Source organism: Mesorhizobium sp. M0633 (genome assembly GCF_040320645.1).
GTDB lineage: Bacteria > Pseudomonadota > Alphaproteobacteria > Rhizobiales > Rhizobiaceae > Mesorhizobium.
This window is the reverse complement of record NZ_JAMYQC010000017.1, coordinates 53,415-77,006: the sequence shown is the minus strand read 5'-3', so window position 1 is coordinate 77,006 and position 23,592 is coordinate 53,415. Positions and strand designations below refer to the sequence as shown.

21 protein-coding genes and 2 pseudogenes are annotated in these 23,592 nt (G+C 61.1%); 1 reads left to right on the top strand and 22 read right to left on the bottom strand.

Annotated elements, in window-relative coordinates; translation table 11 throughout:
• Nucleotides 1-19: 19 nt before the first annotated feature.
• Nucleotides 20-745: pseudogene (locus NKI47_RS35160) on the top strand (pirin family protein).
• Nucleotides 746-812: 67 nt separating this feature from the next.
• Here the strand turns inward: NKI47_RS35160 and NKI47_RS18965 are convergent.
• From NKI47_RS18965 to NKI47_RS18860, 22 genes and pseudogenes are all read right to left on the bottom strand, one after another.
• Nucleotides 813-1,244 (bottom strand): DUF1810 domain-containing protein, encoded by a 432-nt coding sequence (locus NKI47_RS18965; protein WP_352592508.1) that lies wholly within the window; start codon nt 1,242-1,244, stop codon nt 813-815.
• Between the two features lie 41 nt (nt 1,245-1,285).
• Nucleotides 1,286-1,567, bottom strand: coding sequence for a GNAT family N-acetyltransferase (locus NKI47_RS18960; RefSeq protein ID WP_023674211.1), 282 nt, complete (start codon nt 1,565-1,567; stop codon nt 1,286-1,288).
• Nucleotides 1,568-1,621: 54 nt separating this feature from the next.
• On the bottom strand, nt 1,622-2,356 hold the full coding sequence (locus NKI47_RS18955) for a sensor histidine kinase (protein WP_352592505.1): 735 nt from the start codon (nt 2,354-2,356) through the stop codon (nt 1,622-1,624).
• Nucleotides 2,357-2,484: 128 nt separating this feature from the next.
• Nucleotides 2,485-2,922: a CBS domain-containing protein gene (locus NKI47_RS18950; RefSeq protein ID WP_352592502.1), complete on the bottom strand. Its 438-nt coding sequence runs from the start codon at nt 2,920-2,922 to the stop codon at nt 2,485-2,487.
• A 137-nt stretch (nt 2,923-3,059) separates the two neighbouring features.
• On the bottom strand, nt 3,060-3,581 hold the full coding sequence (locus NKI47_RS18945; RefSeq protein WP_352592499.1) for a carboxymuconolactone decarboxylase family protein: 522 nt from the start codon (nt 3,579-3,581) through the stop codon (nt 3,060-3,062).
• Nucleotides 3,582-3,847: 266 nt separating this feature from the next.
• Complete coding sequence (locus NKI47_RS18940) at nt 3,848-4,495, bottom strand: HD domain-containing protein (protein WP_352455792.1); 648 nt, start codon at nt 4,493-4,495, stop codon at nt 3,848-3,850.
• 51 nt (nt 4,496-4,546) lie between these two features.
• A complete protein-coding gene (locus NKI47_RS18935) occupies nt 4,547-4,948 on the bottom strand; it encodes a cupin domain-containing protein (RefSeq protein ID WP_352455791.1) in 402 nt (133 codons plus the stop codon).
• A 46-nt stretch (nt 4,949-4,994) separates the two neighbouring features.
• Nucleotides 4,995-5,753, bottom strand: a complete 759-nt coding sequence (locus NKI47_RS18930) for an SDR family oxidoreductase (protein WP_023674205.1) — start codon at nt 5,751-5,753, stop codon at nt 4,995-4,997.
• A gap of 67 nt (nt 5,754-5,820) precedes the next feature.
• Nucleotides 5,821-6,612 carry an alpha/beta fold hydrolase gene (locus NKI47_RS18925; protein WP_352592496.1) on the bottom strand — a complete coding sequence of 264 codons (792 nt, stop codon included), beginning with the start codon at nt 6,610-6,612 and terminating at the stop codon, nt 5,821-5,823.
• Nucleotides 6,613-7,048: 436 nt separating this feature from the next.
• A pseudogene (locus NKI47_RS18920) lies at nt 7,049-7,809 on the bottom strand (glucose 1-dehydrogenase).
• Between the two features lie 91 nt (nt 7,810-7,900).
• Nucleotides 7,901-8,263: a hypothetical protein gene (locus NKI47_RS18915; protein WP_352592493.1), complete on the bottom strand. Its 363-nt coding sequence runs from the start codon at nt 8,261-8,263 to the stop codon at nt 7,901-7,903.
• 50 nt (nt 8,264-8,313) lie between these two features.
• Nucleotides 8,314-9,294 (bottom strand): alpha/beta fold hydrolase, encoded by a 981-nt coding sequence (locus NKI47_RS18910; RefSeq protein ID WP_502897380.1) that lies wholly within the window; start codon nt 9,292-9,294, stop codon nt 8,314-8,316.
• 560 nt (nt 9,295-9,854) lie between these two features.
• The gene (locus tag NKI47_RS18905; protein ID WP_031211078.1) at nt 9,855-10,538 is read right to left on the bottom strand and encodes a response regulator transcription factor; all 684 of its coding nucleotides are present in this window, start codon (nt 10,536-10,538) and stop codon (nt 9,855-9,857) included.
• Nucleotides 10,528-10,917, bottom strand: coding sequence for a response regulator (locus tag NKI47_RS18900; protein ID WP_023716983.1), 390 nt, complete (start codon nt 10,915-10,917; stop codon nt 10,528-10,530). The genes NKI47_RS18905 and NKI47_RS18900 overlap by 11 nt, the downstream gene beginning before the upstream one ends.
• Nucleotides 10,918-10,919: 2 nt before the next feature.
• Nucleotides 10,920-11,561, bottom strand: coding sequence for a response regulator transcription factor (locus NKI47_RS18895; protein WP_352592678.1), 642 nt, complete (start codon nt 11,559-11,561; stop codon nt 10,920-10,922).
• A complete protein-coding gene (locus tag NKI47_RS18890) occupies nt 11,561-14,395 on the bottom strand; it encodes a sensor histidine kinase (protein WP_352592675.1) in 2,835 nt (944 codons plus the stop codon). Before NKI47_RS18890 ends, NKI47_RS18895 begins: the two co-directional genes overlap by 1 nt.
• A 374-nt stretch (nt 14,396-14,769) precedes the next feature.
• Nucleotides 14,770-17,898, bottom strand: coding sequence for a PAS domain-containing protein (locus NKI47_RS18885; RefSeq protein WP_352592487.1), 3,129 nt, complete (start codon nt 17,896-17,898; stop codon nt 14,770-14,772).
• 307 nt (nt 17,899-18,205) lie between these two features.
• On the bottom strand, nt 18,206-18,904 hold the full coding sequence (locus NKI47_RS18880; protein WP_352592484.1) for an MFS transporter: 699 nt from the start codon (nt 18,902-18,904) through the stop codon (nt 18,206-18,208).
• A gap of 248 nt (nt 18,905-19,152) precedes the next feature.
• A complete protein-coding gene (locus tag NKI47_RS18875) occupies nt 19,153-20,241 on the bottom strand; it encodes an ABC transporter ATP-binding protein (protein WP_352592481.1) in 1,089 nt (362 codons plus the stop codon).
• 7 nt (nt 20,242-20,248) lie between these two features.
• Nucleotides 20,249-21,301 (bottom strand): carbohydrate ABC transporter permease, encoded by a 1,053-nt coding sequence (locus tag NKI47_RS18870; protein ID WP_023674192.1) that lies wholly within the window; start codon nt 21,299-21,301, stop codon nt 20,249-20,251.
• On the bottom strand, nt 21,298-22,320 hold the full coding sequence (locus NKI47_RS18865; protein WP_502896943.1) for a carbohydrate ABC transporter permease: 1,023 nt from the start codon (nt 22,318-22,320) through the stop codon (nt 21,298-21,300). The genes NKI47_RS18870 and NKI47_RS18865 overlap by 4 nt, the downstream gene beginning before the upstream one ends.
• Nucleotides 22,317-23,585 carry an ABC transporter substrate-binding protein gene (locus tag NKI47_RS18860; protein ID WP_352592478.1) on the bottom strand — a complete coding sequence of 423 codons (1,269 nt, stop codon included), beginning with the start codon at nt 23,583-23,585 and terminating at the stop codon, nt 22,317-22,319. Before NKI47_RS18860 ends, NKI47_RS18865 begins: the two co-directional genes overlap by 4 nt.
• Nucleotides 23,586-23,592: the final 7 nt, after the last annotated feature.

Here is a 23,592-nt window from a genome sequence, read left to right as displayed (position 1 = left end):
TGCAGAAGGACAGAGATCCATGACCATCCGCCAAAGCGATATCACAGGCATCGATACACTCATCCAGCTGGCTATCCGTGATTTTGCGGACGGACTGAAGATAAGGCGCGTATTGCCGTCCTCGAATCGCCTGATGATCGGGCCCTTCATCCTGTTCGACCATTTCGGCCCCGCTATGTTCGACGCAGGTCACGGTTTCGATATGGGACCGCATCCGCATATCGGCGTTGCGGCCGTGACCTACCTGATCGATGGCGAGATCGTCCATCGCGACAATTTGGGTAAAGTGCAGACCATCCGTCCTGGCGAGGCCAACTGGATGACGGCCGGGTCGGGCATCGTTCATTCCGAGCGCACGCCACCGGACGTTCTCCGACATGGTCTATGCCGAAATTGTGCTCACGAGCGGTGCGCGCTACCAGGTGAAACCCGAACACCGTGAGCGTGCGATCTACATCGTCGCCGGTGAGGTTGGAATTGTCGGCCAGCTCGGTACGTTTCATGAGCCGAATTAGTAGCTCTGGCGCGCGGCGTTGAGATTGTGCTCCAGGCGCCTGCCTTCCATGCGGCGAGACTGATGCTGATAGGAGGTGAGCCCCTGGCCGAGCCACGTCATATCTATTGTAACTTCGTCTCCTCTTCAGCCGAACGGATCGAGCAGGCAAAGGCGGATTGGCGCGAACGCCGCTTCCCCGGCGTGCCGGGAGAGCACGAGCTCATGCCTCTGCCGGATGGCAGCATGTGAGGGATAAGGCAGCGGATGGTGACCTCAGCGCCGCGACAGCTTGACGCCGGGTGGCGCAGGCAGACCACTACGACATCAAGTAGAGATCGTTCATCGTTTCCTCATCGAGCAAACCGTCGAACCAGACGTCGAAGATTGTCTCGAGGAGGAACTCGTCGTTGCTTGCTTCGGAAAACAGCGTCAGGGACGCGTGCAACTTCTTCGCATCAACGTCACCGAAGACAGCGCGAGCGCTTAGGCCGGAGAGCCGCTGCAGGGTGCCAACGCATTCCCGATAACGGCCTCCAAGGATCGGAAATGACAGATAGGCGCTGGCTTCGTCGAGCGATGTGATTGCATATGGCTCAGGCGCAGTACCGCTTCGCCTGGTGGCCAACCTTGGGAAGATGAACTCCATATAGGGAGTGCACATCATCCCTCGACGTAGAATGGCCAGCGCGTCGTCGTAGACCGGATCCTGTGCGCTGACGAACCTCTGCAAATCATACTCGTCAGGCATTTGGATAGATCCTTGGGAAACCCTCAACATTGGTGCCCTGACTAGCCGTCGACGACATCTGCATAGTCCGGGTGCTTGGCGAAAAAGCGGCTCATGAAGGGACATTTCAAGATCGCTTTACGGCCGGTTTTGCGGAGCAGTTCGAAGGTCCCTTGGGCCAATCGCGACGCGATCCCTTGTCCGGAAAATTCCGACGGGACTTCGGTGTGTATCAGCGCGACCTGCCCGCCCTCGAGCCGATAGTAGGCCGCCGCAAACATATCGCCGGCGATCGGCAACTCGAAACGGTGCTGTTGGACGTTTTCAACGACTTGTGCATCCATCTCTATCTCTCGATTGTATGTCACGTCTGTCACCGGGGGGAGATTGGCCGGCCGCTATCGCACCGCAGGCAACCGCAGAGTGACGGTCGTGCCTGCCCCGAGCGTGCTCTGAAGGTCGATGCTTCCGCCTGACTGCTCGACAAAGCGCTTCACCATCGGCAAACCGACGCCGCCGAGGCCTTCGCTTTTGGTGGTGAAGAACGGATCGAAGGCGCAGACCATTGTCTCGCTGGTCATCCCGATACCGTTATCCGCGACACGGATATCTACCTGACCGGCGGTAGAGCTTTCAGAGGCCAAGCCGGCATCGATCGAGATGAAACCGCCGTCAGGCATTGCATCGCGCGCGTTGAACAGAAGGTTCAGAACCGCATTTTGCAACCCAAAGCGATCGCATCTCACCAAAGGCAGGTCGGACCCAACCCGAAGCTCAAGACCGAAATTGGCATCCAAGGCGCTCCGCACGAGGGTTTCGATCTCAGCCAGGCAAGCATCTACGTTTGTGTATTCGATTTCCGCGTGGCTCTCTCGAGCCAGGCTGATGGTTTGCCGGACAAGGTCCCCAGCCCGTTCCAAAGCCGTTTTGGCGCCGGCAATTACAGGCCCAAGCGCCGGAGTCGCTTGGATGCTCGGATCGCGGGCCAGGTGGTTCAACGCCGACGAGGCGACCTGAATGAGATTGCCGAGGTCATGGACGATGCCGGCCGTCGACATTTGCACGGACATACCACTTCCAAGACCATCGGGCGGGCCGTCGAAGACATCTTCTTTTATGTCCGGACGAAACATTTCATAACCCCGTTGGCTCAGTCGACACCCATTTGCTTCAATACGCTATAATTTACGGCATTTATTGTCAATTATATCTAAGACGCCTCCGATACATACTTCTGTATATCCAAACGATAGACCAAGCTCTATTGATAGCCGATCCCGCTGATGTAGTTGGCAAGCAGCCGTTCCTGCAGTTCCTCTTGTTTGAAAAGCGCCTTCATCGCATCACGGATATCGAGGACGCCTAGCGGTTTCGAGTCAGCCCCTAGCACCGGCACATTCTGAAGGCCTTGCGCGGCCATGGTCTGCCAGACTGAATGAAGGTCGTCATCGGGACCACAGGACACGATGGACGTGCTCATCAATGCCGCAATCGGCGCTTCTGTTGGCCCTGAATTCGCCAGATGGCGGACAAGGTCGGACTTGCTCAGCACGCCTGCCGCCTCCCCACTGCCGTGGCACACCACGACCAGGCCTATTGCGGGCCCGGAAAGTGAGAGTGCTGCACTGCGGAGTGGAGCGTCGACATCAATCACCATGAGACGGGCCGATATTACTGGATGCAGACTGTCAATGCGCATGACGCCCTCCTGAGAGCGCCTCGCGGCCGCGGCCGGGAGGCTGAGATCGGTTCCAGTGTTGGTCGCCGAGCTCGGCGCCTTCGCCTGGCCGGTCAGAATGGCGCGCAAACAAGCGCCATTCTGACCCGTTCCAAAGATTAGCTCAGTGCTGCTTTGCTCAGGCCAAACTTCGCATCCCCCGAGCCCGGGACGGGTTTGAAGCCGATGTTCAGACGGTTCCAAGAATTGACCGCCATGACAACGAAGGTCAGATCGGAAATTTCCTTCTCGGAAAGCTGTGACCTGACCCGATCGTAGATCTCGTCGGGGACACCCTGCTCGGGCAGCTTGGTCAAGACTTCCGTCCATGCCAGGGCTGCACGCTCGCGAGGAACGAACAAGGTCGAATCCCGCCAGGCTGCCAGGTGGTAAAGGCGCAGTTCGCGCTCGCCATGAATCTTCGCCTGTTTGACGTGCATATCAAGGCAGAAGGTGCACCCGTTCACCTGCGCGGCTCGGACTGCAACAAGGTCGCGGATCGGTTCTTCGATCGACCCCTCTCGCGTCGCACCAAGAAATTCAATAAATTTCTTCAGAAGTTCCGGCGACTGCTCGGCATAACTCGCGCGTTGGGCGACGGCTTTTCCTTTCGGAGCGACCGGTGACGCTGCAATATTCATTACTTATCTCCTTGAGGTGTTTGCAATCCATTGCAGCGTAAGGATGACCGGTGAGACGAACTGTTGCTATCGTGCCGATGATATGTATTGCCACTCGATTGGGTTGGGGCGCCTAAACCGAAGTATAGGAGGTGGAAATTGGCACCTGACCGCTGCCCTCGGCAATTCGCTTTGGCGCAGGCATGCGACGGGCGCACAGCGTTTGGGTCACTTGAAGGGCGAGGCTGAACCGACCGGTGTCGATAGAACCTGGATCGAAACTGCGTTCACTCTTCGAAGGGAGCGTTCATCACAAGATCAACTGCCGAAGTCGCCTTGTAGCCTGAAACAAAGCGCTCGCCGAAGTCCCGGGCAAAGTTGTCGTAGGTGGTTTCCGGCCTGACCTCGGCGATATGGCAAAAGCATCGCGTCATCCGTCGCTTCATTTGGAGGCGTGGAAACTCACCGATGATCTTTGCAATCTCGGCTGACGAAATGAGGCTGTATTGCAAGCCGACGACATCGAGACAGATGCCGGCTGTGCAAAGCGCCACCTCAGCCTCCTTGTAGAGGCCGATTGACGGCGTCGAGTTGAGGGCGACGCTGTCCCAGATCAATTGGGCGCGCCGCTCGTCGAAGCCGCCCTCCCGAACGAAGGTGCGGGCAAGATCGGCGCCTTCCACTTCGAAACGGCGCGGCCCGGCGAAGTCCTCATTGAGCGTGACGTCATGCAACAGGGTTGCAACGGCAACAACCTCCGCGTCGTGCTGGATATTCTGAATCTGTCCGATCCGGGCCGCGAAAAGCCAGGATCGGACCACGTGGTTGAACAGGTAGGGTTCACATCGCTGGCGGGCATGTTCGATCGCTCGGCCAACAAGCGGAGTATCGGGGACCAAAATCCCCGCAAGTGTGCGGATGGCGATCGAATTCATGTCACTGACCGTCCCTTCGCGTACGCCCCGATGGTCCCGGGGGCTACGATTTCATTTCGCGTTCGTCGTAAGTTCCGTCTCGCTGGTGTCGACGACGAAAATAGCAAGCAGACGAGCGCCTTCCGTCTTGCTGGCGTTTTCGCTGACGGCATGACGGTCGCCAGGGAATTCCGAGAAACTCTCGCCGGCGCGATAAGTCTTCACCGGCCCGTCGTTGACCTGGCTTCGGATCGCCCCCTCCAGGACCGTGGCATAGATGAACGCGGATTTGGGATGGGTATGAGCCGGCGACGTACCCCCAGGCGCGTACTCGACGAGCACGGCTTTCATGCTCTTGCCGGGCACGTTTGGAAGAGCCTGGTCGTAGACAAGCTTTACGTTGGCGGCGTCATTGGCCATTGCTGCGGTGACGGAAGCGGAGGTGAGCGCGGCGCAGAGAAGTGTTTTGATCATGTCTGGTCTCCTTGTTGTGCGAATGGCGGGCCTATCCGATGATTACTTACTTCGGTGGTGTGTATCGGCTGAGCCAATCATCGAAACGCACGGCGCCGATGCGCGCGTTCTCGCCGGGCACCAGCGTTCGATCGTCGATTGCCACTTGGCCGTAGTAGAGCGCGCCGGGATCCGGGACGACTTTGCGCGGGTCGTTGGTGGCCTTCAGGAAGCGCTCGACAAGTTCGCTCATGCGGACACGCTCCGGGCCGGCAATTTCGATCATGCCGTTCAACGGCGCGGCAAGCGCGACGTCCGCCATCGCATCGGCAACATTATCAGCCGCCATGGGTTGGAAGTAGGCCGGCGACATATGAATGGTATCCCCGACGGCGCCCGTGTTTGCGATGGCGGCGGTGAATTCGAAGAATTGAGTGGCGTGAACGATGGTGTAGGGAATTCCGGACTCCCTGATCAGCTTTTCCTGAAGCAACTTGCCGCGGAAATAGCCCATGCCCTGCAGCCGGTCGGTACCGACGACCGACAGCGCCACGTGATGACGGACGCCGGCGGCCGTTTCGGCGGCAAAAAGATTACGCCCGGATGCCTCGAAGAACTCCAGGGCAGCCTTTTCCTCGAACGACGGCGAGTTCGCGAGGTCGACGACGACCTGCGCACCGGCAAGCGCGGCCGCCAGACCCTCTCCCGTAACGGTGTTGACGCCCGAATTCGGCGACGCCGCAAGCACGTCGTGTCCTTTGTTTCGCAGTCTCTCCACGGTCTTTGAACCGATCAGCCCGGTTCCGCCGATGACGACGATCTTCATGTCTGGTCTCCTGGTGTTGCGTGTCTATTTTTCGTTGCTCGATCGGATGCTGGGCGTTTCCGGCCTGCTACTGACTGACCGATGCAGCAGCATCCTCGATGAGTGACGTGACCTCGTCGGGATGCGAAACCATGAGCGCATGGGACGCACCCTCGATGACGACGGTCTTTACCGCATGCGCACGCTTGGCCATGAAGCTCATGACGGCTGCCGGGATGTTCCGGTCATCCGAGCCGTAGATCATGTAGGACGGCAGCGTCTTCCATGAGGCGACGCCCGAGGCTTCAGCCAGAGCCGCCTGCGCAACAGGGCGTTGAGTGGCAGCCATCAGCAAAGTCTGCTCTTGCGGAACGTCGGCGGCGAACTGGGCGCGGAACTTGGCCGGCTCGATGAAGAGGTCTTGTCCGCCGTCCGGCAACGCGACTGGAGCAAGCGCGCTCCCCAAGGTGCTGCCGGGAAACATGCTGGACAACGTAAGGCTCGATTCGCCGGTATCCGGCGCGAAACCTGCCACGTAGACCAATGCCTTCACATTGGGATTGCCATTGGCGGCCTCGGTGATGACAGGCCCGCCGTAGGAATGCCCCACCAGCACGACCGGCCCGGAAACCGACCGGACGATGGCTGAGACTGCTTTCGCATCGCTGGCAACGCCGCGGAGCGGATTAGCTGCGGCTATCGCTACATAACCGTCTTTGCTGAGCTTGGTGATGACTGCATCCCAGCTCGACGATTCCGCGAAGGCGCCGTGCACCAGTACGATCGTCGGCTTGGGCTGAGAATTCGCGGCCTGCGCCATCCCGCCGCCCGACGCGGCAAGCGCTGCGGTGAGGGCCAGGACTCGAGTTATGTTTCGCATTTGCTTTCTCCCGTGTGGCCTGTGGTGACCAATGCTCAGGAGAATGCGCCGACGCGGCCCGCCAACCTATTGTGCGGAAGGGTCTGTCATACAATGCCAAGGTGCAGGGTAGGTCACCAGGGAGATCAGGTGCCCTGCAGCATGATTGAGGTATCTATGCGGGGTGTGCATTGGCGGCGGTCGCCGGAACAGACACTGAGGGCGCGCGGCCAGAGAGTTGTGTTTGCAAGACGCCGCTGCCGCCGTGGCGAGAGCCTGGCGCGGTCGATCCGTTGAGCGCTGGTGAGCCGGCCGGATCGAACACGGCGGCAAAGCCTCCTCTCGTCAACGACATAGTTCCTGGCCTTCGGCCCGCATCGCCAAATGCCTTGGTATGGGTCAAACAGCCGGACCGGCGTTATTCGCCAGTCTATTGGCGCGACATCGCAGTCGTGGCTCAGAGCACTGCCATCCCGCCGTCGACCCGCAGATTGATGCCCGTGACGAAACTGCTCGCGTCCGAGGCAAGGAACAGGGCGGCTTTTGCCAGCTCTTCCGGCTGCCCCATCCGGCCCAGGGGTATTGCCTCCGCCATCGCCTTTTCAAACAGCCCGCGCTGCTCAAACGGTATGCCTAGCTTATCGAGAATAGCCGTATCCACCGGACCTGGGCTGAGCACGTTGACCCGGATGCCGCGAGACTTCAGTTCGATCGCCCAAGCGCGCGCAAAGGCATTTATGGCCGCCTTCGAGCCCGCGTAAACAGCATGACCGTCCAGAACCTTCTCGCTGGCCAGCGAGCCTGTGAGGATGATTGCGCCGCCATTCCGCATGATCGGAATCAGCTTCTGGACGCGAAGAAGACGCCTCGCGTATTGACGGCAAATTGCGCATCATATTCTGCCTCGGAGACGTCGGCCGAGTGCGTGATGGTGTTTATGCCGGCGTTCGCCATATAGATGTCGAGCGCCCCGAACCTCTGGCGGATCTGTTGCGCTACCTCGTCATGGTGCGACACGTCGGCCACATTTCCCTGAATGCCCAGCGCGCCTGCCCCGATCTGTGCGACCGCTTCCTCGACCGCCTGCCGCCGGCGGCCGGTAATGACGACTTGCGCGCCCTCGGCCGCAAAGACTTTTGCAGCCGATAGTCCGATCCCGCTGTTTCCGCCGGTGACCACCCCGAGAGTACGCCCATGTCGTTCCTGCCTTCGAAAAATAGTGCCGGTGCTGCTGCGATAGTCGCAACTGCTGGCCAAGAAAATTTCACGCCGAATTGAGACCGCCAAAATGAGCGGCAATCGCAAACGGCTACCGATTGATAAACTCCGGGCGCTTAGCCAGTTTGACGTCTTGCAGAGCGCTTTGGCCTTCAAGGCAGAACAAGCGCGCGGCGGCGACCCCCGACAGCGCGACGTAGTGTCGAACGCCGGCGATCGCCTCCGCGCTGCACAGGCGCAGTTGCCCGAGCGGCAGCCGTGGCGCAGCATATGTTTCGCGCCTCTGCCAGCGCTCCAGCTCGATGGCGCAGTGGTTCGGTTCCACAATCCGGGACATGAGCCGACAGAACCAGCATTCAGGCCACCGCTCGGCTATGCGAGCGCACAAGGTTTGACCTGGCGCGCCACCCGAAATGCGGTTCAGGGCGCGCGAAATATTGCCAAAGGTGGTCATCGGCGGCTCCAAGGAATTGCGGACAACATGCGGTCGTGACTGAGGGCGTGCTATCCTTTGATGAAGGCGAGCAGATCAGCATTGACCTGATCCTGGTGTGTGGCCGTGATCCCGTGGGGCGCGCCGGGGTAATAGATATCCTTTGCGCCTTTGATCAATCGGGCCGACTTGACTGCCGAGTCCTTGACGGGGACGATCTGATCGTCTTCGCCATGCAGGACGAGGGTTGGTACGTCGAACTTCTTGAGGTCCTCGGTAAAATCGGTCTCGGAGAACGCCTTGACGCTTTCGTACGCGTTCACGAGACCCGCCTGCATGCTCCAGAGCCAGAACTGATCCAGAGTCCCCTGGGAAACCTTGGCGTCCGGCCTGTTCGCGCCATAAAACAACGGTGCGAGGTCCCGGTAGTACTGCGAACGATCCTTGACGAGGCCAGCCCTTATGCCGTCGAATACCTCGATTGGCAGACCTTCCGGATTGGCCGGCGTTTTCACCATGATCGGCGGAACAGCGGCGATAAGAACAGCCTTGGCCACCCGCTTCGTCCCGTGCCGTCCGATATAGCGAGCAACCTCGCCTCCTCCGGTGGAATGGCCGACCAGCGTGGCGTCCCGGAGATCCAGCGCCTCGATCACGGCTGCAAGATCGTCCGCATAGCCGTTCATGTCGTTGCCGGACGTGGCCTGGCTCGATCGGCCATGGCCGCGCCGGTCATGCGCAACGACGCGAAAGCCGTTATGGGCAAGAAAGAGCATCTGGCCGTCCCAGGCGTCGGAATTCAGCGGCCAGCCGTGCGAGAACGTGACGACAGGACCCTTGCCCCAATCCTTGTAGTAGATTTCGGTGCCATCCTTGGTCGTGATGGTGCTCATCGTCTTGGTTCCTTTGATTGAGGGGGAAGAGGGAAGGTTTTGTTTTCGGCTCGTTGCCGAAGCAGCGCGGGGCAGTCCGGCGGCAACCGTAGAGATCAGGCCTGCCAACAAGACATCGCGGCGAGATCCGCCGACGGAGAAAAGTCCGTCTTTGTTCATCATGTCCATCCATGTGCTTTGAACATCCTGCTCACCATCACGACCGTCGAGTCGGCCTGTGCGGTCGCGTTCGGGGAGGAGCGAGCGAGGAGCGGTAGAAACGCGACGGTCGTGATGGCTTGCGAGGAACAGGATGCACCGATCCGGGCCGCGAACCTACTCTACGGAAGCATCTGTCATACGATGCCAAAGTGCAGGGCAGGCACGCCGAAGATAGGGCCGGGCTAAGGCAAGCTCTTATAGACACACGTCAATTTAGGCTTGGGTAGCGGCGCGGGGACCGACGCGGCACGGCCGGCGTCAGTTGCTGTTGCATGAAATGTTGCGAGTTTGTCGGTCAGACTGGCGCTGCCAAAGAGCGCCGCTCAGTGGTAACCGATGTTTGGCGCGGGCCTTGCCGCGAAACACCCAACAGGACCACCGATGTACATCAGGATCACCCGCAGCAGCACGAGCGTACCAACAGGCAGGAAGGCCTGGGCGCGCTGAGAAAGCACCTGAAATGGCCGGGCGGGCCGGGCGATCCTATTGGATGGGCATGGATCGGCTTGTGCCAAATTCTAGACCTCGCGCATCGGCGCGGGCAGCGTTTCCCACGCCCGGATCAGCTCACCGATGGAAGCGGCTTCCATCTTGCGCATGACATTGCCGCGGTGAAGCTTGACCGTCACTTCACTGATGCCGAGGTCGAAGGCGATCTGCTTGTTGAGGCGTCCGCGCGCCACTTCACGCAGGACCTCGCGCTCGCGCGGCGTCAGCGTCTCGACGCGCTCGATATTGCGCTTGACGATCACGGCATCCGCCCGCCGTTTGGCATCCACCGCAATGCCGGCGATCACAGCGTCAAGCAGCGTCTGATCCCGCACCGGTTTGGTGAGAAAGTCCACGGCGCCGGCCTTCATCGCCTGGACAGTCATCGGGATGTCGCCATGCCCGGTCAGGAAGATGATGGGTTTGGGGTTGCCGTTTTTCGCAAGATGGTGCTGCAGATCGAGACCGCTCGTGCCCGGCATGCGCACGTCGAGGATCAAGCAGCCGGGGCTCTCCAACACGTCGGCGTCAAGCAATTCACGGGTTGAGGTAAAGCACACCGGCAGGAAACCCGCCGACAGGATCAATTCAGACAGCGCCTCCCGAACAGAGGCATCATCATCGACAATAATGACCAGCGGCTGCTCGGCTTCAGCCCTTCGCTGCTGTGATGATGGCGTCGATCTCGGTAAGGGCAATTGGTCAACTCTCATGTTTAGCCTCCGTTTCTGGGTTGCGTAAAGCGTCGCCGATCGCCGCAAGCAGTGCCTGGCCATCGAACGGCTTGCGGAAAAGCCCGCCAATGCCCTTGGCGCGGTGCTGATCCACTATCTCGTGGCGGCCCGTGATCAGGAACACAGGCAGGTCCGGACGCGCCTTCTTGACCAAGTCACGAAGTTCAAAGCCGTCCATGCCGGGCATCCCGATGTCGGTGATAAGCATGTCCAATCCAGACAGGCCGCTGACCAGCAACGCCCCCGCCGACGAGAAGCTGCGGGCCACATACCCGGCGGACTCCAGAAGGTCCTCCAGCGACTCGAGCAGTCTTGGGTCATCGTCGACAATCGCCACGACAGGCCTCCGCTTGCTCACCCTCAGTTACCCCCTGCCCGGCGCGAGTGCGTGATCGGTATTCCCAATCGCTCGGCGATGCGCACTGGGTCGGCGAGCGACGCCGCGACCATCTTCTGCATGACGTTCCTTCTATGAATTTCCAGCGTAACTTCGCTGATCCCCAGTTCAGCGGCGGCCTGCTTGTTGAGCAAGCCGCTGACCACCAGCGGTAGCACCTCACGTTCGCGCGGCGTCAGCTCGAGATAACGTTGCTTCAACACACCCAGCTCGGCGCGCTCCGATCGCTGTACCCGATCCTGGGCAATCGCCGCATGGATTGCGGCCATGAGGTCTGCATCGCTGAAGGGCTTGGTCAGGAAATCCACGGCGCCGTGCTTGATCGCACGCACCGAGGACGGGATATCGCCATGTCCCGTCAGGAAAACGATCGGCGGATGATCGCCCTCGGCAATCTGCCGCTGCAGATCGAGGCCGTTAATATCCGGCAACTCGATATCGAGGATGAGGCAGGCAGGGACGTCCGGCTTGTCAGCGCGGATATAATCGCCCGCCGATCCGAACGCTACGGCACGCATGCCATGTGCGGCCAGCAGCTCACTGAGCGCCTCCCGGATGCGTTCATCGTCATCTACGATGAAGACAATTTGGCCGTCCGTCGTCATCACGCCGCTTTCGCTTCAATCGGCAACGTGAAGATAAACGTCGCTCCACGTGGTTCGTTCTTCTCGACCCATAAACGCCCGCTGTGCGACTCGATGATCGAACGGCAGATCGCCAGTCCCATGCCCATCCCTTGCTCTTTCGTGGTAAAGAACGGTTCGAATATCCGGTCGGGAAACTCGACGCCCCGGCCGCGATCTCTGACTTCGGTCCGGACAACATCCCCGATATGGCGCACGCGGATGCTGATAACTCCGTCATCCGCACCAGAGTCCATCGCCTCCATGCCGTTGCGGATGAGATTGACCAGAACCTGCTGGATTTGGACGCGATCGAACGCGACTAGCGGAATGTCGCTTCCGACATCAACGCTGATGCGAACGCCCCGCCGCATCGCTTCCTCGGTCACGAGGTCGCGTGCCTCTGCGATGACACTGCTGAGCGTCGCATTGGTCCTCGTCTCGGTGGATTGCTTGAACAGCGCGCGAATGCGGCCGACGACGTCCGCCGCCGAATTGGCGTCCCGGATTATGCGCTCGGCCGTAATCTTCGCGCGTTCGACGTTCGGAGGGGCGGCGGACAGCCAACGGTGGCATGCATGGGAATTGGCGACGATCGCGGCCAGCGGCTGATTCACCTCGTGCGCGATCGAAGCGGAAAGCTCGGCGAGACTTGCAGCCTGAGTGGCTTGCGCGAGTTTGTCGGAGGCTTGTCGCAGCGCTTCCTGGGCGCGCACCTCTTCGTCGATGTCGAGGGAAACCCCGTACCATTGCACAACCGCGCCGTCTTCATCACGCCGCGGCTCGACCCTGCACTCCGCCCAGCGATAGCCATCTGTTTCGCGCCAGCGAAACCGCATCGCGGAACCGCCGCCTGTTTCGAAACAGCTCAGCAACGTGCGCAGCACCTCGGGAGCATCTTCGGGATGAACCAGTTCTTGCAGCAATTCCTCGATGCGCGGCTCTCCGAGTGTTTCGAAATTGGCGATGACGGCGCGGAAATGGTCCTGGTATCGCTTGTTGAAGTAGACCGGCCCGCCGGTCGGCATCGCGCTCCAAATGCGGACCGGCACAGCGTCGATCATCTGCTGAAGCTGCAATTCGCTCCGCCGCAGCGCCTCTTCGGCTTGCATCTGATCGTCTATGTCGTGACAGAGGCCGTACCACTGCACGATCAGGCCAGCGTGATCGCGCATCGGCTCTGCCCGGCTCGACATCCAGTGATAGACGCCATCGGCGCGGCGCAGGCGATACCTCATGGAGAAGCGCTCGCCGGTAGCAAGGCAGTGACTGAGCGTATCGCCGAATGCTGCTGCGTCGTCCGGATGGACGGTGGCCGCTATCATCGCCGCCAGCCGGCCGATGCCCTGTTTGTCCAAATCCGTTACGTCAAGGCCGAGAAAGTCGACCATTCGCTTGTTGAAAAAGGTCGGCTCGCCGTCCGGCGTCAGGCGCCAAACGTGGCTCGGAACCATGTCGACAAGCTGCGAGAGCTCCCGCTCCCGGTCGCGTAATGCCTCCTGCGCGCGCACCTCATCGTCGATGTCGATGCTGGCCGTGTACCATTGCACGATCGCCCCACTCTGGTTCCGCAGCGGCTCGGCGCGGCCCTCCCTCCAGCGGTAGACACCGTCAGCGCGACGCAGGCGATACCTTATGGGATAGGGTTCGCCGGTGGCGAGGGAGCGGCTGAGCCATTCTCTCATCCTGGGTCCATCGTCGGGATGGACGGCTGCCGCGACTACGGTCGCCAGGCGGCTCGTGCCCGGCTTGTCCCAGCCCGCGATGTCGTTGAGGCCGATATAGTCTGTCGTGCGCTTGCTGAAGAAGGTTGGTTCGCCGTTGGGCGCCATACGGGCGATGTGAGCGGGGATCATTTCGACCAGCAACGAGAGTTCTCGCTCCCGCTCCCGCAAGGTCTCCACACTTTGGCGCAAAGTGAGCACCGCCGCCTGATGCTGCCTGGAAATGGCGGCCACGACGAGCGCCGAAAATGCCGAGATGGCCAGAAAAAGCTGCAGCATGATCTGGTTGTGCTTCTGGGACTCGGGATCGCCGGCAAATTGGCTGGCGCCGGATATCGTGAATACCGCCGTGATCAGAGCGAGAACGGTCAATGCTACGGCGGCGCCTCGGAACTCAAAGCGCACCGCGGCCCAAAGAAGAGGCGGCATGATGATGTAGGCGAAGGGCAGATAGCCGCTCAAGGAAAGGGCGGCGATACCAAGAAAGATCAGCCCCAGGACGCAAGCTTCCATCCATCGCGCTGCCGAGAGCTGCGCCTTGCCGCGCCAGTTCTGGAACACGACCAGCGCCAGTGGCGCTACGATCAGGACTCCCGTCGCGTCTCCGATCCACCACAGCGGCCAAGCCGTCGCAAAGGTTTGCGATTGTATGCCAAACCACGAAAGCGCCGCACTTCCCACCGTCGCGCTTGCAACTGGCGCAACTCCAGCGGCCAGTGCGACGAATGCGAGAACGTCCCGCAACGTTTCCAGCCGAACTGGGCGCTTGCAGGTCTGGTTCACAAGCCATGCGCCGGCCACCGCTTCAAGAGCGTTGCCGGCAAAGATCAGGAAGGCCGCGGGCAGCGGAGTGTGGAACCACAAGAAGTTGCTGAACAGTTCTGCCAGACAGCCCCCCAGCACCCACCACGGCCAGCTATACCTGGAGGCGAAGACAAGCGTAGCGATGAAAAGCCCGCTCGGAGGCCAAATGGAAATCCCTGTTCCAGGTATGATTGCGAGCGACTGGGCGAAGCCGCAGCCCAGGACATAGGCCGTAATAAAAAGCCCCAGATGCAAGAATTGGGGACGGTGCGACCAGACGCGCGACAACCCGCCTCTTTCAAGATCGCTAATCAGGTTGCCGCGAATCAGGCCCGGTTCATTCGTCGCGAAAGGTCGGCCACTTCCCGGTCCGGATCGGTCCAAGTCATGCGTTAACGCGAGCGTTGCGCTGGAATCGGTCTCGCCAAGTAAGTCGGGCGCTGTCGTCATCGGGTGCCCCTGACGGACAAACAAACTCTGGAGATTGTCGGCGCTTCGTGTGGCACTTGCTCTTGATAGCTGGACTGGGCTGACGGACTCACGTCGCCACCCTAATCCCGCCACGCCCCAACCGCACCTCATGGAAATCCATGCATTGCACGGGGCGGCGGCGCCCCTTCACCGAGAGCCGAAAAAACCAAGCGCTTACTGAGCGCCGCCAGTTATTGCGCAGCTTTCGCTTCAACCGGGAGGGTGAAGATGAATGTCGCCCCACGCGGCACGCTATTCTCCGCCCAAAGGCGTCCGCCGTGAGACTCGATGATCGAACGGGAGATCGCGAGCCCCATGCCCATTCCGTTCCCTTTCGTTGTAAAGAACGGCTCGAATATCTTGTTAGGACGTTCGATACCCGGGCCTCGGTCGCGGACCTCGGTCTGGATCGTGTCCTCTATCCGGCGCACGCGCATTCCGAGAACCTTGTCGCCCGCCGTGGTGTCCATCGCCTCCATGCCGTTGCGAATGAGATTGACCAGGACCTGCTGGATCTGGACGCGATCGAACGCAACCAGCGGAAGGTTGCTTTCGACGTCGATGTCCATCCGAACGCGACGCCGCATGGCTTCCTCGGCCATAAGGTCACGTGCTTCGGCAACGACGCTGGGGATCGGTGTGCTGGTTCTCATTTCAAGCGAAGGTCTGAACAAGGCACGGATGCGGCTGACGACATCCGCCGCCGAGTTGGCATCGCGGATGATACGCTCGGCCGTGATCTTCGCGCGCTCGACGTTCGGGGGCTCGGCGGACAGCCAACGGTGGCATGCGTTGGAGTTGGCGACGATGGCGGCCAGCGGCTGGTTCACCTCATGAGCGATGGATGCGGAGAGTTCGGCAAGGCTCGCCGCCTGGCTCGCACGCGCAAGTCTCTCTTGTGCCAGCCGAAGCTCCTCTTGTGTCCGCATCTCATTTTCGATGTCGAGGCAGATAACGTTCCACTGCACGATGGCGCCTTCAGCGTTGCGCATCGGCGCGGCGCGCGTCTCGACCCAGCGATATTCACCATCGAAGCGCCGCAGACGGTGCCGTCGCGCATACGGCTCGCCTGTGGACAGACAATCGGCATATCTCTCTTTGACACCTGTCAGGTCGTCGGGATGAACACCGGCGTCGAGTGTGCCAGCCAGCCGGGACTTTCCCGCTTCGTCCAATTCCTCAAGATTGTATCCGAGGAATTCGCGGAGCTGCTGGCTGCGATATATCGGTTCGCCATCCGGCGCGGCGCAATCGATCATTGCCGGCAGCGTTTCAACTAGCTGCCAGAGAGCCCGTTCTCTCTCGCGCAGCGCCTCTTCGACGCGCAGCTGATCGTCGATGTCGTGCGTAAGGCCGTACCATTGGACGATGCGTCCACCCTGGTCCCGCAGTGGCTCCGCACGGCCCTCCATCCAACGATAAACGCCATCGGCACGGCGCAGGCGATACTTCATGAAGAATCGCTCGCCGGTGGCAAAGCAGCTGTCGAGTGCTTCCCTCAGGCTGGCTGCATCGTCGGGATGGACGACGGTGGCAATGAAGGCCGCCAGCCGGCTCGTGTCCGGCTTTTCCGCGTCCGCTATGTCCAGGCCGAGAAAATCTATCAGGCGCTTGTTGAAGAAGGTCGGCTCACCGTTGGGAGACAGCCGCCAGAGGTAGCTCGGAACCATGTTGACGAGTTGCGAGAGCTCTCGTTCCCGGTCGTGCAACGCGGCTTGCGTGGTCACCAGGTCATGGATGTCGACGCTCACGCCGTACCATTGGAGAATGCTGCCATCTTCGTCGCGCAGCGGCTCGGCGCGAGTCTCGGTCCAGCGATAGCCGCCGTCGGCCCGCCTCTGGCGATATCTCTGAACGTAAGGCACGCCCGTTGCGAATGAATGGCGGATCGCCTGCCGTGCGGTGTCGATATCGTCTGGATGGATCACGCTCAGCGACGGCGAGCCGTCCGGGGCGGTGATGTCGTGGAGCGTGGCCCCGGTTACATCGGTGAACCGTTTGTTGACGTAGGAAGGCGTCCCTTCCCGTGTCGTACTCCAGATCAAAGCGGGCACGGTGTCGATCAGCTGCTGAAGGCGCCGCTCACTTTTGCGCAACGCCGCCTGCGCGCGCACCTCATCGTCGATGTCGAGAGAAACCCCGTACCACTGCACTACCGTTCCGTCGTCATCGCGTCGCGGCTCGACCCTACACTCAGCCCAGCGATAGGTGCCGTCTTTTTCGCGCCAGCGAAACCGCATCGCGGAGCCGCCGCCAGTTTCGAAACACCTCAACAACGTGCGCTGCACCTCGGGCGCATCTTCGGGATGAATCACCTCGTGCAGCAACGTTTCGATGCCCGGCTCGCCGAGCACATCAAAGTTCGCGATAACGGAGCGGAAATGGTCCTGGTATCGCTTGTTGAAGTAGACCGGCCCGCCGGTCGGCATCACACTCCAGATGCGGACCGGCACCGCGTCGATCATGTGCTGAAGTTGCTGCTCGCTCTGCCGCAACGCCGCTTCGGTGTGCATCTGATCGTCTATGTCGTGACAGAGGCCGTACCACTGGACGATGCGGCCAGCGTCATCGCGCATCGGCTCCGCCCGGCTCGACATCCAGCGATAGACGCCATCGGCACGGCGCAGGCGATAGCGCATCGCGAAGCTCGCACCGGTAGCGAAGCAACCACGGAGTGCATCGCCGAATGCTGCCGCGTCGTCCGGATGAACGGCGGCCTGTATCATCACCGCCAGCCGGCTCATGCCCGGTCGGTCCAGATCCGCTACATCGAGGCCGAGAAAGTCGACCATGCGCCCATTGAAGAAGATCGGCTCGCCGTCGGGATCGAGCCGCCAGATGTGACTCGGGACCATGTCCACGAGCTGCGAGAGTTCCCGCTCCCGGTCACGCAATGCTGACTCGGCCCGCTTCTGGTCCTCAATGTCTATTGTCGTGCCGTACCATTGAACGATGCGCCCCTGGCTATCGCGAAATGGTCGTCCTGAGCTTCGAAACCAGCGATAGACGCCATCGGCGCGCCGCAGGCGATGCTCGGTATCATAGGGATCGCCGGTTTCGAGGCAATGCCGCCATCTGGCGGCTACAGGATCATAATCGTCGGGATGGACGGCTCGACGCCAGCCGAACTCATCGTCGTCTTCGGAAGTGTTGAGACCCTCATGCGTGTTGCCGAGGAACGCCAGGGTGTTTGGGCTGAGATAGGTGAATCTTCCGGCGGCATCGGCTGCCCACGCGTGGCCGGGCATGCTCTCGATGATTTGCAGCGCAAGCGTTGCTTCGGGGTCGATTTCGCCAAGTGAGTTGGACGCTGCTGTCATTGGCTTCTCCTGTCGGACAAAAAAGCCTGGGGACGGTCAGCGCTTGATATAGCACTTGTTTTCAATATCTGGACAGGCGAACTCACCGCCTAAATCTAGTTCCGCCATGCCTCGGCTGCATCTCATGGAAATCCATGCATTGCGCGGAGATATCGCCGCTACGGGGGGCCCTAACGATGGCCTCGCGCGAGGAGCGACGCGGATCGATGCATCAACACCTACCACTGGGAATACGAGCCGGACAGGTAAGACGCTCGGCTGCCTCTTCGTCGGCTGCAGAGTGAAGCCGGAAAAACCTCTGCATTCGTCATCCCTGTCTCGTCCGGTTAACACGGCTCATGAGATAATCTGGATGGCTCTCCCGACCAATACATCTGTTCCAAAGTATAGGGCGTGGACGCGGTTTTAGTTCTGCGGAGCGGCTTGGCGGCCGAGCAATTGTTTGGCGACAATGAGACAGAATGAGACAGGGCGCAGCGACCGCGAACAGCAGGACGAGCGCGAAGAAAGCTTCGTCGAACGAGATCGTGGCGACCTGCTTCTCAAGCGCGCGCTGCAGCAGCGGCAGGGCGGCCTTTGTCGCCGCAGTGCTGTCGACACTGTTCGCCAGAGCGTTCGCAGTTGCTTTCAAGCGCTGGTCTACGGCTGGATCTCCATTGACGAGGTGGGACGCCAGTATCGTCCGGTTGTGGACATTCTGGTGATCAATATACGTTTGCAAGAGGGCTGTGCCGGTCAGACCGCCCACCTGCTTGCCGAAGTTGAATAGCCCGATGCCAAACGGCAGCGCATTGGCGGCAAGGCCCTGCAGCGTAACCAGCGTCAGTGCCACGAACAGAAGGCCGAGGCCGAATCCTCGCAGCAGCAGAGCAAGGGTCAGGTCCGGTGATCCGCTACCGCTCGTCGAAGCGGACAGCAGCCACATCGCGCCTGCGAAGAGCAGAATGCCAAATGGCGCAAGCGTGATCGGGCGCATCCCGGTCCTTTGGATGACGAAGCCGGACAACAGAACCTGATCGGTAGTTCGTACTGAACCTCAGCACAGGTCGTATTATCAGTCAGCCGGATTCAGGCGCGCGAACGTGCCGGCGCGAACCTCCGTATTGCCGAAGACCCTGGCAGCAATGATCGCAGAGGGCGCCCTCTTGAAGCGTTCGGTTGTCTTAACGTTCACCTATTTTGACAAGCGCGCAACGCGTTCGCTGTGCGCAGTTGCGACGGTTCATGAAAAGCAACCCGCTATCTTGCCGCCGGCTAACGCGGTGCGACACGCAGCCCGGCGGCATCGAAGAGATGCATGCGCTCCGGCGGCAGAGCGAGGTTGATCGGCGGCCCTTGCGTTTCAACGCCCTGCTGCTTGAGAACGGCGATAAGTTTGCCGTCGCCGGCAATGGTGGCGTGGACAACGGTTTCCGGTCCCAACGCCTCGGCCAGCGTTACCCGCGCTTCCACCGATCCCTTGCTGCCATTCGAAAGTTGGATGTCGTGTGGCCGGATGCCAAGCGTCGCGTCGTCTCCCGGTTTCAGCGCGACCCCGTCGGCGGCGATCGAGGCCGACAGCCCGCCTGGACCTTCGACACGCACCTCGGCGCCGCTTGCCGAACGCACCTTCACCGGCAGCAGGTTCATCCGCGGCGCGCCGATGAAGCCGGCGACGAACAGGTTGGCCGGCGCGTTGTAGAGATCGAGCGGCCGGCCGACCTGTTCGATCCGCCCCGAGCGCATGACCACGATGCGGTCCGCCAGCGTCATCGCCTCGATCTGGTCATGGGTGACGTAGACCATCGTGGTTGCCAGCCGCCGGTGCAGGCCCGCCAGTTCAGCGCGCATGGTGATGCGCAGTTCGGCATCGAGGTTGGACAGCGGTTCATCGAGCAGAAAGGCGGTCGGATTGCGCACCACCGCACGGCCGATCGCCACGCGCTGCTTCTGGCCGCCCGACAATTGACCGGGCCGGCGGTCTAGATAGGGAGCAATTTCCAGCATGCGCGTCGCTTCCGTGATCCGCGCGTCGATCTCGGCCTTCGGCATACGAATGTTTTCAAGCCCGAAGGCGAGGTTCTGGCGCACGCTCATGTGCGGGTAGAGCGCGTAAGACTGGAACACCATCGCCAGACCGCGTTGCGCGGCCGAAACGTTGGTGACGTCGACCCCGTCGATCTCGACCTTGCCGTCGGTCGGCCGATCGAGCCCGGCAATCAACCGCAGCAGCGTGGACTTGCCGCAACCCGACGGGCCGACGAGGACCAGCATCTCGCCGTCACCGACGTCGAGGTTGATACCGTGCAAGATCTTCATCTTGCCGTAAGCGCGATCAATGTTGGTCAGCGTTATCCGTCCCATGACATCCTCACTTCAGCCCGGTGCCGGCAATGCCGGAAGTGATGTAACGCTGCAGGAAGACGAAGACGAGGACGACGGGGATCATCGTCACCACGGTCATCGCCAGGATGTAGTGCCACTGCACGTTTAGCTGGCCGGCATAGGTGTTGAGGCCGACCTGGAGTGTGTAGAGTTCCTTGCGCGACAGCACCACCAGCGGCCACAGAAAGTCGTTCCAGCGCCAGACGACCGAGAAGATCGCCAGCACGGCGAGCGCCGGTGCTGCAAGCGGCAATACGATGCGCCAGTAGATCTGCCATTCGGAAGCGTTGTCCATGCGCGCCGCATCGAGCAGCTCGTCGGGGATAGTCAGCATATATTGGCGCAGCAGGAAGACGCCGGTTGGCGTCGCCACGGTCGGCAAGATCACGCCCCACAGCGAATCGAGCAGTCCGACGGCGCCCACAACGGAATAGAGCGGCACCAGGATGACCGACAGCGGCACCATCAGCGTACCGACGATCACAAGCATCGTCAGATCGCGACCGCGGAACTTGTATTTCGACAAGGCGAAGGCGGCCATCGAATTGGTGAGCAGCGTGATCAGCGTTGCCATTGCCGTCACAAAAACCGAATTGCGCAGATAGCGCAGGAAGTCGAAATGGACGAAGGGCTCGGTGTAATTCTCCGTCGCGAAGCCGATTTCGCGCACCGGCTGCCGGTCGGCGATGTTGACCTTCACGATATCGTTCGGCGCCTGCGGATCCACCATTTGCGCCACGATGCCGATGCGCCGCACCTCGGCCAGCACCTTGGTCGAACCATCCGGCAACTTCACCCTGTAGAGGGTCAGCGGCTTGTCGTAGCCTTCGACCCTCGCGTGTTGGCTGACATAAGGCATTATGGTCGGCGGGAACTCGGCGAGCTGTGCCGGCGTCTTGAATGACGAACCCACCAGCCAGACGGCCGGGCCGAACATGATGACAACGCCGCCGAGCAGCCACAGCCAGCTCACGATATCCGTCCAGTGCCAGCCGCGACCGCCGCGCCGGCGGGTCAGGAATGTCATCACGCCGCTCATTCGCGGGCTCCTTTCCGCTCACCCCGGCGTCCAACCTGCAGCTGAACCAAGGTGAGCACGACCAGCACCAACCCCATCAGGATCGAAGCCGCCGAAGCCAGCCCCGGGTTGCGCAGCAGGGAGGCGAAGCCGATCTCATAGATGTACTGCGTGATATAGAGGGTCGAGGTTCCCGGCCCTCCACCCGTCAGCACATAGACTTCGTCGAAGATCTGCACAGCGCGGATCAGCGCCAGTACGATGACGACAAGCAGATTCGGCATCAGCAGCGGCAGCGTGATGCGCCAGAACACCCGCGCCGGCTTCGTGCCGTCCATCTCGGCCGCTTCGTAAAGGTCGCGCGGGATCGCCTGCAATCCGGCAAGCAAGATCAGCGTATAGAAGCCCATATGTGCCCAAACCGAAACGCTGACCGCGGCGGTGAAAGCCCAGAAACGGTCTGTCAGCCAATTGTGCGGCTCGCCGCCCAGATCATGGACGATCAGGTTGAGCAGGCCCTGGCGCTGCAGGATCCAACGCCAGATCAGGCCGGTGACGACGGGCGACAGCAGCACCGGAAAGAAGAACACCGCGCGCCAGAAGCTGCGCCCGACGATCTCGCGGTTGAGGATCAACGCTGTCGCCATCGACACGACCGTCATCAGCGCCACCTGCACGACGACGAACAGGCCGGTATTGTGCACGGCCTTCCAGAAGAGATCCTCGTGGCAAGTGGCAGTGTCCAGGTAGTTGCCGCAATCGAGCAGGCGCTGATATTGCTCGAGCCCAACATAGGTTCGGTCCTGCAGGAAGTAGGCCGTTCCCGACGTGGCCGAATAGAAAAAGTTGATGATCATCGGCACCAGGACGAAAATGCCGAAGATCGCCATGTTTGGGGCGAGGAAGAACGCGGCCATGCCGCCGGTGCCCGTCGCTCGCTGCCAGAACTTCAGCGGCACGTTGACGATCGACGCCAGCCACACGACCGGCGCCGCGAGGGCGGCGCCAATCCATGCCTTCAGTGTCGCGGCGGCGGTCACTTCGCCTCGGCAACCTTGTCGGCGATATCCTGGTCGATCCTGCCCCAGGCATCGTCGAGGCTGAGCTCGCCGGCCATCACCTGGCTGACGCGCGTCACCAGCGCGGCGAAGTAAGCGTTGGCCCACTTCCACGGCGGCAGCGCATCGGCCGCCGGCAGGGTTTCACCCGCCGCCTTGACGAACTTGTCGAGCGCCGGACCGACGTTCTTGTCGGCCGAGACCCATTTCAGCCCGCCCTTGTCTACGACGCCCTTGTGCGCGGGCAGAAACAGTGTGCGCTCGCTGAACTCTTTTACCACGTCTTCACGGGCTAGATAATCCATGACCTTGGCGACGTCCTTGGGATTCTTCGTGTATTTGATGGCGACCAGCGCCGCGCCGCCCTTCACGCCCGAACAGCCTGCGGTACCGCAAGGCGAGCCGGTCGCCACCCAGTCGAAACTATCGCCGATCTTGGTCGATAGATTGGCGACCTGCCAGCTGCCCGAATAATAAAACGGGATCTGGGCGTTGATGAAGTCGTCGGCGGCCGCGCGATAGGTCGAGCCTGCCGCCGAAACCCAGGTATCCTTCAGCATCAGGCCCTTGGCGGTCCAGTCGACGAGCCTGCCGACGAAAGCCTTGGTGCCGTCGTCCACTTTCGCCGGCATGCCATCGGGGCCGATATAGTTCGCTCCGAAGGAGACATTCGGGCCCGAAATGCGGTGACCGGAACGGTCGATGGCGAAGGCAGCCGGAAGCTGCTGGCTCTTCGCCACCTCGGCGGCGGCGTTGATCCAGTCGTCCCAGGTCGCCTTGTCACCGGGCAGCGGCACGCCGGCCTGTTCGAACAGCGTCTTGTTGGCGAAGCCGCCGGTGAGCGTGAGCTGGGTCATGAAACCCGGGATGGCGTTGGAGCCGTCGGGGCGCATCCAGTCCAGCGTGTCAGCGAAATTGTCCTCCCAATATTTCGGATCGGCCACCAGTGGCCTGAGATCGAGCCAGTGCTGGGCAAGCTCCTTGATGTTTGTGACGCGGGCGATGTCCGGACCCTGGCCGGCTTCGAGCTGGATGGGCAACTGCTCCTGGATCACCTTGTAGGCGACGTTGTCGAGCGTGACGTGGATGTCGGGATTGTCCTTCATGAAGCGGTTCAGAATGTCCTGGATGACATCGCCCTCGACACCGTCCGAATACCACATGATGCGCACGTCGCCGGCAAACGCGCTGGTCGATGCGAGCAGGCTGACCGATAGCGCGGCCAGCAAAGTGCGGGTCTTATTCATGCTTCGT

Bases quoted from the DNA above. Each gene is read 5' to 3' on its own strand.
- NKI47_RS18965 (WP_352592508.1), bottom strand. From the start codon at position 1,244: ATGCCTGACGAGTATGATTTGCAGAGGTTCGTCAGCGCACAGGATCCG.
- NKI47_RS18960 (WP_023674211.1), bottom strand. From the start codon at position 1,567: ATGGATGCACAAGTCGTTGAAAACGTCCAACAGCACCGTTTCGAGTTG.
- NKI47_RS18955 (WP_352592505.1), bottom strand. From the start codon at position 2,356: ATGTTTCGTCCGGACATAAAAGAAGATGTCTTCGACGGCCCGCCCGAT.
- NKI47_RS18950 (WP_352592502.1), bottom strand. From the start codon at position 2,922: ATGCGCATTGACAGTCTGCATCCAGTAATATCGGCCCGTCTCATGGTG.
- NKI47_RS18945 (WP_352592499.1), bottom strand. From the start codon at position 3,581: ATGAATATTGCAGCGTCACCGGTCGCTCCGAAAGGAAAAGCCGTCGCC.
- NKI47_RS18940 (WP_352455792.1), bottom strand. From the start codon at position 4,495: ATGAATTCGATCGCCATCCGCACACTTGCGGGGATTTTGGTCCCCGAT.
- NKI47_RS18935 (WP_352455791.1), bottom strand. From the start codon at position 4,948: ATGATCAAAACACTTCTCTGCGCCGCGCTCACCTCCGCTTCCGTCACC.
- NKI47_RS18930 (WP_023674205.1), bottom strand. From the start codon at position 5,753: ATGAAGATCGTCGTCATCGGCGGAACCGGGCTGATCGGTTCAAAGACC.
- NKI47_RS18925 (WP_352592496.1), bottom strand. From the start codon at position 6,612: ATGCGAAACATAACTCGAGTCCTGGCCCTCACCGCAGCGCTTGCCGCG.
- NKI47_RS18915 (WP_352592493.1), bottom strand. From the start codon at position 8,263: ATGACCACCTTTGGCAATATTTCGCGCGCCCTGAACCGCATTTCGGGT.
- NKI47_RS18910 (WP_502897380.1), bottom strand. From the start codon at position 9,294: ATGAACAAAGACGGACTTTTCTCCGTCGGCGGATCTCGCCGCGATGTC.
- NKI47_RS18905 (WP_031211078.1), bottom strand. From the start codon at position 10,538: ATGAGAGTTGACCAATTGCCCTTACCGAGATCGACGCCATCATCACAG.
- NKI47_RS18895 (WP_352592678.1), bottom strand. From the start codon at position 11,561: ATGACGACGGACGGCCAAATTGTCTTCATCGTAGATGACGATGAACGC.
- NKI47_RS18885 (WP_352592487.1), bottom strand. From the start codon at position 17,898: ATGACAGCAGCGTCCAACTCACTTGGCGAAATCGACCCCGAAGCAACG.
- NKI47_RS18875 (WP_352592481.1), bottom strand. From the start codon at position 20,241: ATGGGACGGATAACGCTGACCAACATTGATCGCGCTTACGGCAAGATG.
- NKI47_RS18870 (WP_023674192.1), bottom strand. From the start codon at position 21,301: ATGAGCGGCGTGATGACATTCCTGACCCGCCGGCGCGGCGGTCGCGGC.
- NKI47_RS18860 (WP_352592478.1), bottom strand. From the start codon at position 23,585: ATGAATAAGACCCGCACTTTGCTGGCCGCGCTATCGGTCAGCCTGCTC.